Origin of the sequence: Acinetobacter sp. AYS6, from assembly GCF_025630795.1 — a bacterium.
Lineage (GTDB): Bacteria > Pseudomonadota > Gammaproteobacteria > Pseudomonadales > Moraxellaceae > Acinetobacter.
Genome location: NZ_JAOTNV010000010.1, coordinates 17,391 through 33,487, shown reverse-complemented (window position 1 = coordinate 33,487; position 16,097 = coordinate 17,391). Strand labels below are relative to the sequence as shown.

Below are 16,097 nucleotides of genomic sequence, written 5' to 3'. Positions count from 1 at the left end.
ACCAACGGATGCCGAGATCAAAACCCGGTGCCTTACCACTTGGCGACGCCCCTAAATTCGATGATGTATATGATGGCAGGGGCGGCTGGATTCGAACCAACGGATGCCGAGATCAAAACCCGGTGCCTTACCACTTGGCGACGCCCCTAATATAATCATCATTACAGGTGAGGTTGGCAGGGGCGGCTGGATTCGAACCAACGGATGCCGAGATCAAAACCCGGTGCCTTACCACTTGGCGACGCCCCTAACATGTAACCTTAAAATGATTAAGAGGAGATTCTTTTAAACTATTTACCAAGTAAGATTTACATGGTGAATGCTTAAGAATTTCTTCAATATTCATTTCATTCGTTACTTCAATAAAAACACAAGCACCTGTACCTGTAAGCTTTGCTCGACCAAATTGATCTAAATATTGCATCGCTTCTTCTACTTCAGGGTATAACTGTCGGGCCAATGGCTCAAAGTTATTTCCAAAATTAGAAGGTTCTAACTGATAGGCGCAAAATTTAGTGGTCTTAGAGTCTCTTGTCAATGTTTTTTGTGAAAAAAGCAATTGAGTGCTGATAAAACAATCAGGTTTTAAAATAATGAACTGTTTTTGCTCTAAGTCTATGAATGATAAATGTTCACCCACACCTTCAGCCCATGCATTTTTACCATAAATAAAAATAGGAACATCGGCACCAAGCTTTACACCATAGTCCGCAAGTTGTTCTTGATTTAGTCCACATTCCCATAATTGATTTAACACAATCAGGGTCGTGGCAGCATTGGATGAGCCTCCACCTAGACCTGCACCCATTGGAATATTTTTTTCAATTTTGATGTGTAGACCGCAGAATTTTTTTGCATGCGGTTTTAGTATTTGAGCAGCTCGATAAATCAGATTTTCTTCCGGTCTAACCTCGCTCAATCCATCAATTTCGATTTGTCCATCCAAAGTTGGTGTAAATATCATCCAGTCATATAAATCAATAATTTGGAAGATAGTTTGTAACTCGTGATAACCATTTTCACGTCGGCCTGTAATATGTAAAAACAGGTTGAGCTTAGCTGGGGAGGGAACTCGAATCATAGATTTATATAATTAGACTTAGCGGTTTTGGATGACCATTGTAATACGGTTTTCTTTATCTTCAGCAAGAGCTTGCTTTAAAACCAGTTTGTTTGGCAAAGTTTGTTCACCATCATAACTGAAATTAACAGTCCAGCCGTCTTCAATGAGTTGGTTGACACGATTTTCATTATCTTTACTGATCTGAGCACTTAAAGTTGCGGGTTTAGCTAAAATCCAGCTCGTTAAATGAGTGATTGGTGCTTGCCAACCAGTTGCACGCTCTAATAGCTCTTCTGGAGAGGCAGCAGTAATTAATCCAGTTTTCGCACTATTTAACTTCACTTCACCAGGTTTACCCTGAATTTGGGTTTTTCCTACACCTAGAATGCCGCTTAATTCGATATCAAAATTATCTTGTTGTTGAACCCAAGTGAAAAAAGCACTTCCAGTTTGCTGTGGTGTGCGAACCCCGATTTTACCTTGTAAATTAAAGTGTTTTTCATCTTGAATTTGCTGGGTAACCGCAGGTTTTGGTTGAGTAAAATGCTGACAACCGGTTAGAAATAATACACTTGACCCACAGATCGCTGTGCACAGTTGGGCAAATTTGCTCATATATTTAACTCTTTTTTGCAGATGTAGGTAAAATTAACGCATCAAGCTGCTGTAATTGTGGATCATTGGCATGTTTTTGTTTCAGTTGTTGTAACACAGCGCTAAATTGAGTTAATGATCCTTGCATATACAACGCTTTAGCATACCGAACGCCAATATTTATATTGTGGCTAAGTTCATAAGCTTTACCTAAAGCTTCTGCCGCAGCTTCATAATCATTCTGTAAAAATGCAATATAGCCCAGCGTATCAAGAATTGAGGCTTGTTCTGGCGCATATTCTAAGGCTTGCTCTGCATATTGACGTGCTTCTTTTAACCTACGGTTTTGCAGGGCTAGTGTATAAGCGTATGCATTTAGGTAAGTTGGACTATTGGGTTCAAGTTGTAATAATTGATTTAATGTTTTGTCGAGCTTGTCGCGGTCAGTATAGGGATCAAGTAATAAAACTTCTGCGTAAATAAGTTCCGGATCATCCGGTAAATTCTTTATTGCTTCATCTAATAAATTTAATGCAGCTTTTTTATTGCCCATTTTCTTTAAAATTTCAGCTTGAGCTTGATATAAGAAACTTGCATGTTGAGGATAATTTACGCGCTCTTGAGTGAGGAACCGTAAAGCATCATGTAAATTTTCTTGTTTATCGTATATTGCAATCAGATTGCGTCTGGAAACGACGTATAAGCTGCCATCAACCAAACGATAGTAAGCTTTTGCGGTTTCATAGTGCTGTTTGCGTTCTGCATTAATGGCTAAGTAATAATAAGCTTCATTTTGATATTTTGCAGAGTTTCGTAGGTCAACAAGATATTGTTCTGCTTTGTCATATTGTTTTAAATCAATACTGGTTAAGCCTGCAATAAACAATGCTTCTTCAGCTTTGGGATTAGCCTCGATAACATTTTCAAGTTTTTCTAAGGCGAGCTGAGATTGATTAATTTGTATGAGATAGCGGATTTCAGCTAAACGAATATCTAAATTTTTCTTATATTTACGGCTGGACTTTGCATACCATTTAAGTGCACCTTCTTGATCGCTCAAAGCAATGAGTAGGTTTGCTTTCATTAAAATAAAGCTCGTCACTTTAGGACGTCGACGTAAAGCCTTGTTAATGTTAGTTAAAGCAGATTGTAGTTGACCATTTTGAGCTTCTAAGTTGGCAATAAGTGCTAAAATAGAAGGGTTGTCTTTTTCTGCACTAGAACGTAACGCTGTTAATAATACATCTCGATCTTGAGCATTTTCTGGGGCGATACTCGCTAAAATTTCTTCTAAATCAGCAGTGGGATCTATTTTTAAAATTTTATCTAATGTTTCAGCAGCAAGCTGGTACTCATGTGTTTTTAAAGCAATATGTGACAAATAGAATAAGGCCGGTACATCTTTGGGTTCTTGGGCTACCCAATGTGTAGCAATATTTAAAGCGGCTTGAAAATCATTATATTCAAGGGCAACATCTAAAGCGCGCTGCTTAATTGAAGTAGAGTTGCTTTTAATTGCGAGTACTGTGTAATTGTGCAAAGCATTAGGAATATCATCATAGGCTAGGGCAAATTCAGCGACCATCGTCTGCTCTAATGCCTGATCAAATGAATGCACGGCATAGGTCTCTTGCACAGGACGTGCATAGACATGCGAGGACATGCTACCTAACAATAAGAATGTGGTAGAATACTGTCTTATCGAAGCACCGTTAAAATTAATACGGCTATTCATTTGACGCAATTTTTATTGATCCAAAGTAATGCTTTTTATGACACCGATGTTGCACAATAGCATAAATTTAGCGAAATGATGATCTGATATGTCTTTCTTTGCATTGGGTGTCAACCATCAAACAGCTTCTGTCGAACTCCGCGAACAAATTGCTTTCAATGCAGAGCGATTAAGTAATTTGCTTGCCGAACAAAAAAACCATCACCAAAGCTTAAAAGATTTGGTGGTCGTTTCTACGTGTAACCGTACAGAAATTTATGCCATGGCAGAAAATGCCGAAAGCCTTCTGAAATGGCTAGCCGATGCCAATAATATTGATGTAAAGAACTTAATTCATCATGTTTATCGTTACGAGAACACGCAGGCAATTACACATTTAATGCGAGTTGCAAGTGGTCTCGACTCTCTTATGCTAGGTGAACCGCAAATTTTAGGGCAAGTCAAAAGTGCTTTGGCACTGTCTAAAGAAGCCCAAACGGTCTCTCCTGAATTAAACAGTGTTTTTGAATATGCTTTTTATGCTGCTAAACGTGTACGTTCTGAAACGGCGGTAGGTAGCCATGCTGTTTCGATGGGGTATGCGGTTGCACAATTAGCTTTACAGGTTTTTAGTAAGCCTGAAAAACTTACTGTGATGGTCGTTGCTGCGGGTGAAATGAATAGCTTGGTTGCTAAGCATTTGGCTGAAATGGGCGTCGCCAAAATTATTATTTGTAATCGTAGCCGTGAGCGTGCTGACCAACTAGCTCAAGAAATTTCACATCAGGTTGAAGTTGAAATTATTGATTTTGCAGCCTTGGCTGAAAACTTGTATCGTGCTGATGTTGTGTCGAGCTGTACCGGTAGTTTATATCAAGTTATTGCTTATCCAGATGTTAAGGCCGCATTAAAGAAACGTCGCTATCAACAAATGTTAATGGTTGATCTGGCTGTACCTCGTGATATAGATCCTAAAGTTGAAGCACTTGATGGCGTCTATTTGTATGGTGTTGATGATTTACAAAGCGTGATTGATGAGAACCTTGCTCAACGACGTCAGGCAGCTGTTGAAGCAGAGGTAATGGTTAATCAGTTGGCTACTCAGCTTATTACTCATCAAAAAGTTAAAGAAGCAGGCAGTACAATTCACGCTTACCGTCAACATAGTGAAGAAGTGAGTCAACAAGAGCTTAGTCACGCATTAGAGGCTTTGCATCACGGTGAAAATGCCGAACAGGTATTGCAGCAATTCGCGCATCGTTTGTCACAAAAGCTTATGCATCCTACATCTATCTTGCTACGCGAAGCTGCCAAGGCAGAAAATCCTGATTATTTCGAATGGTTGCAACAGCATTTACAGGATGTGTTTGATCATGAGCGTAAGCCAAAACATTAAGACAACAGTCTTAAACTAATTTGTTTTGTTAGTTCATTGAGTTGCTGTCTTAAATTTCTTGACTCTACTAATGAAATTTTAGATTTCAGTTTTAGACGTAAATATCTTTCTTTTAAGCCTAAAGCATATTCTTTGGCCAATTTGTCAGCGACTTCAGGCGCCTGTGTTAATGCCTGTATATTCGTTCTCTGCATAATATCGGCAATTTCATGACAATAACTACTACAAGCGCCAAGCACATAATAAGTTGCTAACTCTTGGTCATCCGGTAAATCATCAAAAATACGATTTAAAATAGCTAGAACTTTTGCCAATAATTCATCTTGTTGAATATAGGCACGTAACCCTTCAAAATGAATATAAAGAAAAGGATGATGCATTAAAATTGCAATTGCAAAGTCTTCATCTTTAGTATGAATATTAAATGAGAGCGAGGCATCATGGCTGATTTGCGGGGTAAAACGTTTACCCAGTCCAAGTTTTTCACGAAAAGACTGATTAAGTAAATAACGGAAAGAGCCCTGTTTGGGTAATAGGTCAGTCAGTTCTCTGAGTTCACCCATGACCAAGCTTTTGCCTTCTGGGGTGCTAATGTCGTGTTGTCCTGTTAAATGGGCAAAGACAAAATCAGACAAAAGAGGGGCCTGTTGTAATAGTTTTTGGAAATTTTCAAGCCCTTCACGACGGATAAGAGAGTCTGGGTCGTGGTCATTCGGTAGAACAAAAAATTTGAGTTCGCGCCCATCATTAAGAAGTGGTAAAGCAATTTCTAATGTTCTGCGTGCTGCTTTTTGACCCGCAGCATCGCCATCAAAAGCAATGGTAATACGGCTATTTTGTTTAAATAAAATATTAAGATGTTCTGTATTACTTGCAGTCCCTAAAGTTGCGACGGCCCCTGTAATGCCATACTGCTGAAGCGCAATGACATCCATATAGCCTTCAACCATTAACCAGTCGCTAGACTTAAGTTTTCTACCTTCATAAAGCCCGTAAAGTAGCTGATTCTTGTGAAAGACTTCTGAGTCTGGTGAGTTAATGTATTTAGGTTTAATTTCATCATTTAAGGCACGACCACCAAAACCAACGACACGGCCTTTAGGGTCTCGAATTGGGAAAATGACCCGGTCACGTAATAAGTCAAAATCACGACCACTATCACTTGAACGGATAAGTCCAAGTTGCTTTAATCCATCAATGTCATAAGGAAAAGCTTTTTCTAAGTGTTGCCAATCTTCTGGTGCATAGCCTAAGCGCCAAAATTGAATCGTCTGATTGGTTAAGCCACGTTGTTTAAAGTAGTTTTTTGCCTTTTGACTATTAGGTAACTGATGTTCATAGAACTGGGCAACATTTTCCAGTAAGTCATATAAATTACCTTCTTGAACTGGCTCATCAAAGCTAAAAGGCTGCTCAAACTGAGCAAACGGGTCATCAAAAAATACAGGTTCAAGCGTGTTGTAACTTTCATCTGTTGGCTGTTGCGAAGTCGGATTTATAGGCTCCGCCGTATTTGCTTTAGCAACTGGTGGCTTGGTAACCTGACGGGTATAAGACAGTTTTTTATTTTCAGTATTATCTTTGGGTAATTCGACTCCAGCACTACTCGATAACTCTTTCATGACATCTATAAAGTTTCGATTATCAATATCCATCAGAAAACGGATCGCGTTCCCGTTAGCCTGACAACCAAAGCAGTGATAATACTGCTTGTCCCGATAGACATGGAACGAAGGAGATTTTTCTTGATGAAAAGGGCAACAGCCGGAATATGTACGTCCCGTCTTTTTCAATTTCACACGCTGACCAATCAGATCGACAATATCTGTGCGATCTAAAATCTGATCAATCGTATGTTGTGGAATTGCCATAATTCAGATAACCGTATTAAAACTGATGAGAGAGTGAGCCAGAATATTCTGACATGATGAAGCAAGATCTACACAATAAATATTTTAATATTTTATAAAAACAAACAGGCAAGTGGTATCACTTGCCTGTTTATTGGTGCTTTTTAAAGTTTGTAACTTATTGAGCAGCGTCGCTAGTACCTTGCGTTGCATCATCTGATTGAGAATCAGTTGATACATCTGTAGAGCTAACAGCTGGAGCAATAGTTGTATTTTCTGCTGGTTGTGGCTCAGGTTTATCTAATAAACCGAAGCTTAAACGATTTGTCCAACTACGTTCTGACTTTGGAGCTTCAATGGTTGTTTTTTCTGGTTGTTCAGCTTCTTCTTTATCTGAATTACCAATTAAACCAAAGCTTACGCGATTGAGGAAACCACGTTTTGGAGCTTCTGCTTCAGCTGTGCTTTCTGGAGTTGCAGCCGTAGATTCACGACCGAAAATACCCAGAGTCGCACGGTTAATCCAGTTACCTTCTTTACGAGCAGCACGCATGTTAACTGTGCCGTCTTTTTTCACCAAGTTAGGGTAATTAAGCTTTAAAACTTCAATATATTGTTGTGAAGTCGCTTTATCACCTAATTGGTTATAGCTATATGCCAAAGTCGCTAATGCTTCTGGAACTTGAGGTGTTTGTGGATAATGTTCAATTACCCATTGAGAACGCTCTGCAGCCGCGATCCAAGCTTTACGTTTAACGTTAAAGCGTGCAGCAGTCATTTCATTTTCAGCAAGTTCTTGCCCAATGAACTTCATACGCTGAGCAGCATCAACAGAATATTGACTACTTGGGAAACGACGAATTAAATCAACAAAGTTCTGATAAGCAACTTTTAAATAACTCACATCACGATGAGATTGTTGCAAAGATGTATAGCGCATCAAACTGTCGTAGTTTTGCTCCATATTCGATACAGCACGAACATAGTAAGCATAATCTACATTTGGGTGTTGAGGATTTAAACGAATAAAACGTTCTGCTAAGGCAATCGCGCCTTCATAATCTTTTTGTTTAAATTTCGAATATAGAAGTTCAAGTTGTGCTTGTTGTGCGTATTGTCCAGTCGGATAATAAGTATCGATTGCCTCTAAAGACTTGGTCGCATCAAGATATTGACCACGGTCAAGCGACTTTTGGGCCTTTTCGAAGTAAGCTTGTTCACTAGATTGTGGGCCACTATCGACCACTTCTTTTTTACTTGGATTGCTGCTACAGCCCACAAATGCAGACGCTACACCTAAAGATAAGGCAAGCATCGTAATTTTATAACGTGGTAGCGACATAAAAACTCCTCTGTTATGTTGGGCAATGAGCTACAATTGCGCTATTAAACCACTTTTATCTCAATGATCAAATGACTTCAGCACAATCTTCAAACACAAACTTATCTGAAACCGACTTCAATTTACTTGAAGATTCTGAGGATGCAGATAACCATACTTCTGATACAACTGCAACACGTTTATCGTTGCAAGTTCAGTTAGATGAAACCTATCTAGGACAACGTATCGATCAGGTTGCGGCCTTGGTGTGGAATGAGTTTTCACGTGAAAAGCTTAAACAATGGTTGAAGGATGGCCATCTGTTGGTGAATGGTAACATTGTCAAGCCTAAGCACCGTTGTGAAGGGACAGAGCTACTTACACTCGACGTTGAGCTCGAAGCACAGACCACAAGTCAACCTGAAAATATTCCACTTAATATTGTTTATGAAGATGACGACATTTTAGTCATTAATAAACCAGTTGGCATGGTCGTGCATCCAGGGGCGGGTAACAGTTCTGGAACTTTAGTGAATGCCTTGCTTTATCACTTCCCAAAATTGTCGGAACTTTCTCGCGCAGGTTTAGTACATCGTATTGATAAAGATACAAGTGGTTTGTTAGTTGTTGCCAAGAGCCTTGAAGCACAATTTTCTTTAAGTAAACAGTTGGCAAATAAATCGGTTTACCGTGTATATGACCTAGTTGTTTATGGAAATATTATTGCTGGCGGTACTATTGATGAACCGATCAAACGTCATCCTGTTGACCGTGTAAAAATGGCGATTTTACCGGGCGGACGAGATGCGGTGACCCATTACAATGTAAAAGAACGCTTTAAAGATTTTACTCGTGTACAAGCTCGCCTTGAAACAGGTCGAACTCATCAGATTCGTGTCCATTTTAGTTATATCGGCTATGGACTGATCGGTGATCAGATCTATATGAACCGTGTACGTGTACCAGCAGGAGCGTCTGAATTACTCATTGATACTTTGCGTGGTTTTAAGCGCCAAGCATTGCATGCAGCTAAATTGGGCTTAAAACACCCTCGTACTGGTGAAGAAATGCTATTTGAAGCGCCGTGGCCTGAAGATTTTACGCATTTAGTCGATGTTTTACGTTCAGAAAACGCTGCATATTAAGGACGCGTATATGGAATTTGTTCAAGGTTTACCTCAAGGTGTATATGTAGGGCAGACACGTGTTCAACATCCTTTGGCATTATCAACGGGTCAACATGAGTTGTCTGGCTTTAATCTGGCTTTACATGTCAATGATGAAGCACAACGTGTTCAGCAACATCGTATGATCTTGCTAGATGAGTTTGCTAAGTTTGGTGTTAAAAAAATGACATGGATGACTCAAACACATAGTACGATTTGCCATACTATAAATGAACAAATTCCTTTTAAGGCTTTAATTGGTGATGGTTTGGTCACTCAAACCAAAGGCCATGCTCTAATGATGATGACTGCTGATTGCTTACCTGTCGTGTTAGGTAATGCCGAAGGTACCGAAGTCGCAAATTTACATGCGGGTTGGCGTGGTTTAGCTGGTGGGATTGTTGAAAATACGGTTGCCGCTATGCAGACCCCTCCAACTTGGGCATGGCTAGGAGCTGCGATTAGCCAACCTTGTTTTGAAATTGGGGCTGAAGTAAAGGCTGCTTTTTGTGACAAGTATCCTGAGTTGGAAACAGCTTTTGTTGAGGGAGCAGCTCCAAATAAATTTCATGCAGATTTATATGCAATTGCACGTTTTATTTTACAAAGTCTAGGCGTGAAACAGGTTTTAGGTGGAGACCAGTGCTCTTATAAACAAAATGATGAATATTTTTCTTATCGTCGCGATGCTAAGACTGGACGTATGGCCACCTTCGTTTTTATATAAGTTATAAAACCGATGTAATTCACTCTCTTATTTTGTAGTAATTAAATAAAGTAAGAGAGTTTTTATTTAATTTGAAAATATTTCTATAGTAAGTAGTAGGGCAAACCTTATATTTCATATTTATAGATGTAGGTTTAGCAAGCACTAATAAAATGATAAAATAGAAAAAATCGCTCAAAATTTTACTCTTATGTCTTTGCCTGAAAAACATCTCTCTATTGTCTACCACAGTCCCTATGGTCATACGGCCAAGGTGGCGTTCGCTATTGCTGCTGGTGCAGAGGTGATGGGGGTAAAAGTACATCTAATGAATATTGAACATATTGATTGGGATGCATTAGATGCATCACAAGGTATTATTTTTGGATCGCCTACCTATATGGGAAGTATGACTGCCGATTTTAAAAAATTTATGGACAGTACTTCTAAACGTTGGAAAGAACGTGTGTGGCAAGGCAAACTTGCGGCGGGCTTTGCAAATTCGGGCGGATTAAGTGGCGATAAACTCGCGGTATTACAACAATTAAATATTTTTGCCATGCAACATGGCATGCTTTGGTCAGGTTTACCTTTAATGACGACAGGGCATAGTGAAAAAGATTTAAACCGATTATCGAGTTGTTTAGGTTTAATGACACAGTCAGATAATGCGCCTGTTGAAGTTACTCCTCCACAAGGCGACTTGGATACAGCTAAATGGTTTGGTGAATATATTGCTGGACTTTTATATAGATTAAGCTAATGAAATTCACGACGTAAAAAAGCCTCTGAAAAGAGGCTTTTATTTTATTACTTATGAAATATACGAGCTTTATCGCGTTGCCAGTCACGGTCTTTTTCAGTTGCACGTTTGTCATGAAGCTGTTTACCCTTCACAAGCGCAATTTCTAGTTTAACTAAATGACCTTTCCAGTAACATGCTAAAGGAACGCATGAGTAACCTTTCTGGTTAACTGCACCCATCAGGTGTTCAAGCTGACGTCGGGAGAGCAATAACTTACGGGTACGTGTTGCTTCAGGTACAACATGGGTCGAAGCCGATAATAAAGGCTGAATTTGTGAGCCAAGTAAAAATGCTTCGCCATTTTTGAAAATGACATAACTTTCCGTCAAAGTCATACGCCCAGCACGTAAGGATTTTACTTCCCAACCTTGAAGTGACATGCCTGCTTCAAATTTTTCTTCGATAAAATAATCATGACGGGCACGTTTATTTTGTGCGATTGTTCCGCCATTATGTTTCTTTACTACTGTTGCTTTCGCCATAATTCAAACTTCCACAATTATGCCTATTGTGCCGTAAACTGATGCTAAGGTGAAGTTTTTCCTGCACATGAATATTTCGCCTCATGTATAACTTTTGCTAAAATAGGTTCACAATACAATTAGAGTACTAGCGGATGTCTAAAACGCGTGTAATTTATCCTGGAACATTTGACCCCATCACGAATGGACACGTTGATTTAGTTACTAGAGCATCAAGAATGTTTGATGAGGTTGTAGTAGCAATTGCAATTGGACATCATAAAAACCCTTTGTTCTGTCTAGAAGAAAGAGTTGAACTGGCCCAAACATCATTAAGCCATTTATCAAATGTTGAATTTGTCGGCTTTGATGGTTTGCTGGTTAATTTCTTCAAAGAGCAAAAGGCAACAGCAGTACTCCGTGGTTTAAGAGCGGTTTCTGATTTTGAATATGAATTTCAACTTGCCAATATGAACCGTCAACTTGATCCACATTTTGAAGCGGTGTTTTTAACACCATCTGAGCAGTATTCATTTATTTCTTCGACATTGATTCGGGAAATTGCTCGTTTAAAAGGGGATGTAACCAAGTTTGTTCCGCAAGCTGTGGTTGAGGCTTTTGAACGTAAACATCAACAAGGTTGGTAACGTGTCGTTATATATCACCGATGAATGCATAAACTGTGATGTTTGTGAACCGGTTTGCCCCAATGAAGCAATTTTCATGGGTGAAGTGATTTATGAAATTCATCCAGATTTATGCACTGAGTGCGTTGGTCATCATGACCAACCGCAATGTCAGTTGTTTTGTCCTGTAGATTGTATTCCTAAAGATCCACAGCATGAAGAAACGGAAGAGCAGCTCTTGGACAAATATAAAAAATTAATTGCTCAAAAAAGCACGAGCAATTAGTAAATAAATTTGTTAATATGCGCCCCTGAGGTGAGCTGGATGGTCGCTGCTGTGGAGGTCTTCGTGACTGAAGCAGGGGAGGAAAGTCCGGGCTTCATAGGGCAGGGTGCCAGGTAACGCCTGGGCGGTGAAAGCCGACGGAAAGTGCAGCAGAGAGTAGACCGCCTCATTCGTGAGGTAAGGGTGAAAGGGTGCGGTAAGAGCGCACCGCGTGTCTGGTAACAGTTCACGGCATGGTAAACCCCACCAGAAGCAAGACCAAATAGGAATCCTGAGGTACGGCCCGTACTGGATTCGGGTAGGTCGCTTGAGCGTATGAGTGATTGTACGCCTAGAGGAATGACCATCCTCGACAGAACCCGGCTTATAGGCTCACTTCACCTAATTTATTTAAAAAATTTTCTTGACGTGCATTAAAGAAACTAAGATAATGCGCGCACAGTTTTCGGCTATGTAGCTCAGTTGGTTAGAGCACCGCACTCATAATGCGGGGGTCACAAGTTCAAGTCTCGTCATAGCCACCATTTTATAGACCACGCTCCTGCGTGGTCTTTTTTTATGCTTATTTTTTGATTAAACACAGTTTGTAAAGACCGACTTCATAGTTATGGCATTGTTTGTCTAGCCCAATTTCTTCATGTTCTTATAACACTTAACAAGGATGTTGAAGACATGAAAAGGTCATTATTATTTTTAGGAATTTTAAGTTTAACTGCGGGAATAGAAGTTTCTGCGGCTGATTTGAGCTGGGGAGATCCAACTTTAGATTCGGGGCAATTTAAAGTTTCTGGCGCCGTGCGCTCCCGTTATTTGCATAAGGATTATGTAGTTGATGCAAATGAGGGTTCTCAAAATGATGACTGGCGTTTAACTGACATTAAATTAGTATTAGGTTATGAAAATCCAGATTGGATTGCAGGTGTCGACGCACGTTGTTATCAATATGATCGTTTGTGTGATGCGATTTTCCTAAAAAAAGCATGGGTAGGTTATAAGTTATCTGATCAGCAAAGAATCACGGCAGGTTTGCAGCCCGTTGATTTTGGCTTTGGCGAATTTTGGGGATCTAGTTATTACGAGACGCTTTTAAATACAGTCGGTTTAGAAGATATAGATAATTTAGGCATCAAATATAAATTTGCAGATGATAAATATAATTTAACCTTAGGATTCTATCCTACTGATGGAGGGAACTATAAGGGAACCTCAAAGGACTCAAGCAGATACAGTGGTAATTTTGTTGAAGCTGATGATTTAACCACAGGTACTAATATTGAAGAAAAGAATATGTGGATTGCTCGAGCGTCTAGAAAATTTGAGCTTGATAAGGCTCAAAATTTTTCGACCGAGTTAGGTGGGTCAGTTTGGTATTCTGATTTAGAAAATAAAAGAACAGATGAAGATGGTCATCGTAAATCATGGAATGTTTTTGCTCAAACGCAATATCAAGCATGGCAATGGATGTTTTTAGCTGGTAAGCAAGATGTGACAAATGGCGATAATTTATTTCCTCATAGTTCAACTATTGGAGCATTTGATTATCCATATCAAGTCGCCAATAAAGGTAAATATTTGGTCAATGAAATTAACTATACTTTTGCTAAACCATTCCATCAGATTGAAAACATTAAACCTTATATCTCTCATAGCCGCTTTTTTAAAGATGAGGATGGCTATAAAGACTCTGAACGTTTAATTGCAGGGGTTTATTTTAATTACAAAGCCATTGGTATTCAGGGTGAATATATTATGAGTAAAAATGACCCAATGGTGGGAGGTGGAGCGAATGGTCTGGCGCAAGGTAGTAGTAATGATTGGGATAAATTGTTTTATCTCTCAATTGGATATTATTTCTAAAATTTAAAAGCAATCTAATGCCCTAAGTGAATACGCTTCTCTTAGGGCATTTTTTATAGAAAGACTTTTTCAGGTGGTGGCTCTCGTTTAACTGCCGGAGAAATGAGTTGTCCTCGGTTTAGGTTTTGAACGTGCTGTAAACGATTAAGTAATTCATTTTGAATGAACAAAATACAGGTTTGCAGTTTGGAAGAGCTTTTGAGTCGTGATGGATAAACTGCCCAAATATCTGCATCTTGCCAATATTCAGGCAAAATATGCTGAAGTTGGCCTGTAATCAATTCATCGGCAACATCCCAAATTGACCGGAAAATAATACCGTGGCCTTCTATGGCAAGCTGATGAATAATTTCTCCGTTATTTGAAACGAAACGTGGTTTGACATGAACTGAGACATCTTCAGAAGCATGCCTAAATTTCCAGAGTACCGAGGATTGATCGCGTTCACTAATCGTTAAGCAATCATGTGTTTGCAAATCTTCAATACTGTCTGGTATGCCCTGTTTAAGTAAATAACTCGGTGCTGCACATAAAATTCGAAAGTTAGAAGCTAACTTCTTTGCAATCATGTTTGGTGCAATTTCATTACCAATTCTAATGTCCAAATCAATACTGTGTTGAATCAGGTCTTTGGTATTGTCGATGGTGTCAAAATGAATCTGGAGCTTTGGGTAAAGCATCATTAATTTAGACAGAATTGGTGCGATATGCTTTCTGCCAAAACCAAAGCTACTAATAATATCCATACGACCCGTGGGTGTACTGAGCGGGTTATTGACCAGCTCACAAACTTCATCAAATTCTTCAAGAATATTCGAAACTCTCTCAAGAATGAGTTTACCATCCTCGGTCAGACTAACGTGACGTGTGCTGCGATGAAAAAGTTTGCAGCTTAATGTGTTTTCTAAAATATTAATTCGCTTGCTAATAAACGCTGGCGATGTCCCAAGTTCCTCAGCAGATTCGACAAAACTTTTCAGCTTTGCGACTGTGCAAAAAACCTTTAAATCCGATAGGTTAGGTAGATTGTTCACGATCCGTGTCCATTGGAGTGATAGTTCCGTTATTGATCATTTTTGCTTAAAACATCATGTTTAAGCCATACAAGGATATTAGTCGAAGGTGTGAAGGAAGCTTATGGCAAAAAAATATAAAGTTGCCACGATTGCAGGCGATGGCATTGGTTTAGAAGTTCTACCAGAAGGCATTAAGGTTGTAAAGGCAGCAGCAGAGAAGTACGGCATTGAGCTTCAGTTAGATGCATTTGATTGGGCAAGCTGCGATTACTACCTTGAGCATGGCAAAATGATGCCAGACGACTGGTTTGAAACGTTGCAAGGCTATGATGCAATTTATTTTGGCGCTGTAGGCTGGCCAGATAAAGTGCCCGACCATATTTCACTTTGGGGTTCACTGCTCCAGTTCCGTCGTGGTTTTGACCAATATGTGAATTTACGCCCAGTGCGCTTAATGCCAGGTGTGAAATGTCCATTGGTCGGCAAAAAACCAGGCGACATCGACTTTTATGTGGTTCGTGAAAATAGTGAAGGTGAATACTCAGCCATTGGTGGTAAAGCTTTTGAAGGAACAGACCGAGAGTTTGTGCTTCAAGAGGCAGTATTTACACGTCATGGCGTAGATCGCATTTTGCGTTATGCATTTGAGTTTGCAAATCAACGTGAAGCGAAAAAAATTACCGCAGCGACCAAATCAAATGGTATTGCCGTCAGCATGCCGTACTGGGATGAACGCGTTGACGCGATGGCGAAACAATATCCACAAATTCAAGCTGATAAACAGCACGTCGATATTTTAGCGGCTCGTTTTGTTTTGCAACCTGAGCGTTTTGATGTAGTTGTAGCATCGAATTTATTTGGCGATATTCTTTCTGATTTGGGACCAGCATGTACTGGAACCATTGGTTTAGCCGCGTCGGCAAATTTAAACCCTGAAAGGAAATTCCCATCATTGTTCGAACCTGTACATGGTTCAGCACCAGATATTTACGGTAAACAAATTGCCAATCCAATTGCTGCGATTTGGTCGGGTGCCATGATGTTTGAATTCTTTGGTGAAGATGACGAACGCTGCATTCAAGCGGGTCAGGACATTATGCAGGCCATTGAGAATGTATTAATTAATGGACCAAAAACAGCTGATATTGGTGGTGAGGCAAAAACTTATGAGGTAGGAGATGCAATTGCATCATGTGTAGCCGAAACTAAAATGGACGTATTCGCTATGGAATAACG

The 16,097-nt window shown here is 39.6% G+C and carries 15 protein-coding genes, 3 tRNA genes and 1 other RNA gene; 10 read left to right on the top strand and 9 right to left on the bottom strand.

Annotated features, from left to right (window positions below; all coding sequences use genetic code 11):
• Positions 1 to 73: 73 nt before the first annotated feature.
• The 5 genes from OD757_RS15880 to OD757_RS15860 form a co-directional block, all read right to left on the bottom strand.
• Positions 74 to 148 (bottom strand) — tRNA-Gln (locus OD757_RS15880).
• A 26-nt stretch (positions 149 to 174) separates the two neighbouring features.
• Positions 175 to 249 (bottom strand) — tRNA-Gln (locus OD757_RS15875).
• A complete protein-coding gene (gene ispE, locus OD757_RS15870) occupies positions 248 to 1,081 on the bottom strand; it encodes a 4-(cytidine 5'-diphospho)-2-C-methyl-D-erythritol kinase (RefSeq protein WP_263032459.1) in 834 nt (277 codons plus the stop codon). Before ispE ends, OD757_RS15875 begins: the two co-directional genes overlap by 2 nt.
• Positions 1,082 to 1,099: 18 nt before the next feature.
• Positions 1,100 to 1,678 carry a lipoprotein insertase outer membrane protein LolB gene (gene lolB, locus OD757_RS15865; RefSeq protein WP_009393830.1) on the bottom strand — a complete coding sequence of 193 codons (579 nt, stop codon included), beginning with the start codon at positions 1,676 to 1,678 and terminating at the stop codon, positions 1,100 to 1,102.
• A gap of 4 nt (positions 1,679 to 1,682) precedes the next feature.
• Positions 1,683 to 3,392, bottom strand: a complete 1,710-nt coding sequence (locus OD757_RS15860) for a tetratricopeptide repeat protein (RefSeq protein ID WP_263032557.1) — start codon at positions 3,390 to 3,392, stop codon at positions 1,683 to 1,685.
• A gap of 88 nt (positions 3,393 to 3,480) precedes the next feature.
• On the opposite strand from OD757_RS15860, the gene hemA reads away from it, so the two are divergent.
• Positions 3,481 to 4,767, top strand: a complete 1,287-nt coding sequence (hemA, locus tag OD757_RS15855; RefSeq protein WP_263032458.1) for a glutamyl-tRNA reductase — start codon at positions 3,481 to 3,483, stop codon at positions 4,765 to 4,767.
• Here hemA and OD757_RS15850 read toward each other — a convergent pair.
• Both OD757_RS15850 and OD757_RS15845 read right to left on the bottom strand, forming a co-directional pair.
• Positions 4,764 to 6,638: a DNA primase gene (locus tag OD757_RS15850; RefSeq protein ID WP_263032457.1), complete on the bottom strand. Its 1,875-nt coding sequence runs from the start codon at positions 6,636 to 6,638 to the stop codon at positions 4,764 to 4,766. The genes hemA and OD757_RS15850 overlap by 4 nt on opposite strands.
• A 157-nt stretch (positions 6,639 to 6,795) precedes the next feature.
• Complete coding sequence (locus OD757_RS15845; RefSeq protein ID WP_263032456.1) at positions 6,796 to 7,959, bottom strand: outer membrane protein assembly factor BamD; 1,164 nt, start codon at positions 7,957 to 7,959, stop codon at positions 6,796 to 6,798.
• Positions 7,960 to 8,030: 71 nt separating this feature from the next.
• Here OD757_RS15845 and rluD point away from each other — a divergent pair, with 71 nt between their 5' ends.
• The 3 genes from rluD (at position 8,031) to OD757_RS15830 (ending at position 10,573) form a co-directional block, all read left to right on the top strand.
• A complete protein-coding gene (gene rluD, locus OD757_RS15840) occupies positions 8,031 to 9,083 on the top strand; it encodes a 23S rRNA pseudouridine(1911/1915/1917) synthase RluD (protein WP_263032455.1) in 1,053 nt (350 codons plus the stop codon).
• A 10-nt stretch (positions 9,084 to 9,093) separates the two neighbouring features.
• Positions 9,094 to 9,831, top strand: coding sequence for a peptidoglycan editing factor PgeF (gene pgeF, locus OD757_RS15835; RefSeq protein ID WP_263032454.1), 738 nt, complete (start codon positions 9,094 to 9,096; stop codon positions 9,829 to 9,831).
• Positions 9,832 to 10,021: 190 nt separating this feature from the next.
• Positions 10,022 to 10,573 (top strand): flavodoxin family protein, encoded by a 552-nt coding sequence (locus OD757_RS15830; RefSeq protein WP_263032453.1) that lies wholly within the window; start codon positions 10,022 to 10,024, stop codon positions 10,571 to 10,573.
• 47 nt (positions 10,574 to 10,620) lie between these two features.
• Here OD757_RS15830 and smpB read toward each other — a convergent pair whose 3' ends face one another.
• Positions 10,621 to 11,097, bottom strand: a complete 477-nt coding sequence (smpB, locus tag OD757_RS15825; RefSeq protein ID WP_004641603.1) for an SsrA-binding protein SmpB — start codon at positions 11,095 to 11,097, stop codon at positions 10,621 to 10,623.
• Between the two features lie 134 nt (positions 11,098 to 11,231).
• Here smpB and coaD point away from each other — a divergent pair, with 134 nt between their 5' ends.
• From coaD to OD757_RS15800, 5 genes are all read left to right on the top strand, one after another.
• A complete protein-coding gene (gene coaD / locus OD757_RS15820; RefSeq protein ID WP_057076698.1) occupies positions 11,232 to 11,723 on the top strand; it encodes a pantetheine-phosphate adenylyltransferase in 492 nt (163 codons plus the stop codon).
• Between the two features lies 1 nt (position 11,724).
• Positions 11,725 to 11,988, top strand: a complete 264-nt coding sequence (locus OD757_RS15815; RefSeq protein ID WP_034679161.1) for a YfhL family 4Fe-4S dicluster ferredoxin — start codon at positions 11,725 to 11,727, stop codon at positions 11,986 to 11,988.
• Positions 11,989 to 12,015: 27 nt separating this feature from the next.
• An RNA gene (gene rnpB, locus OD757_RS15810) (RNase P RNA component class A) lies at positions 12,016 to 12,371 on the top strand.
• Positions 12,372 to 12,435: 64 nt separating this feature from the next.
• Positions 12,436 to 12,512: transfer RNA gene (locus OD757_RS15805), tRNA-Met, on the top strand.
• 148 nt (positions 12,513 to 12,660) lie between these two features.
• Positions 12,661 to 13,845, top strand: a complete 1,185-nt coding sequence (locus tag OD757_RS15800) for an OprO/OprP family phosphate-selective porin (protein ID WP_263032452.1) — start codon at positions 12,661 to 12,663, stop codon at positions 13,843 to 13,845.
• 53 nt (positions 13,846 to 13,898) lie between these two features.
• Here the strand turns inward: OD757_RS15800 and OD757_RS15795 are convergent, their stop codons facing one another.
• Positions 13,899 to 14,879: a LysR family transcriptional regulator gene (locus OD757_RS15795; RefSeq protein ID WP_263032451.1), complete on the bottom strand. Its 981-nt coding sequence runs from the start codon at positions 14,877 to 14,879 to the stop codon at positions 13,899 to 13,901.
• 103 nt (positions 14,880 to 14,982) lie between these two features.
• Here OD757_RS15795 and OD757_RS15790 point away from each other — a divergent pair, with 103 nt between their 5' ends.
• Positions 14,983 to 16,095 carry a tartrate dehydrogenase gene (locus OD757_RS15790; RefSeq protein ID WP_009393931.1) on the top strand — a complete coding sequence of 371 codons (1,113 nt, stop codon included), beginning with the start codon at positions 14,983 to 14,985 and terminating at the stop codon, positions 16,093 to 16,095.
• The last annotated feature ends 2 nt before the right edge of the window (positions 16,096 to 16,097 follow it).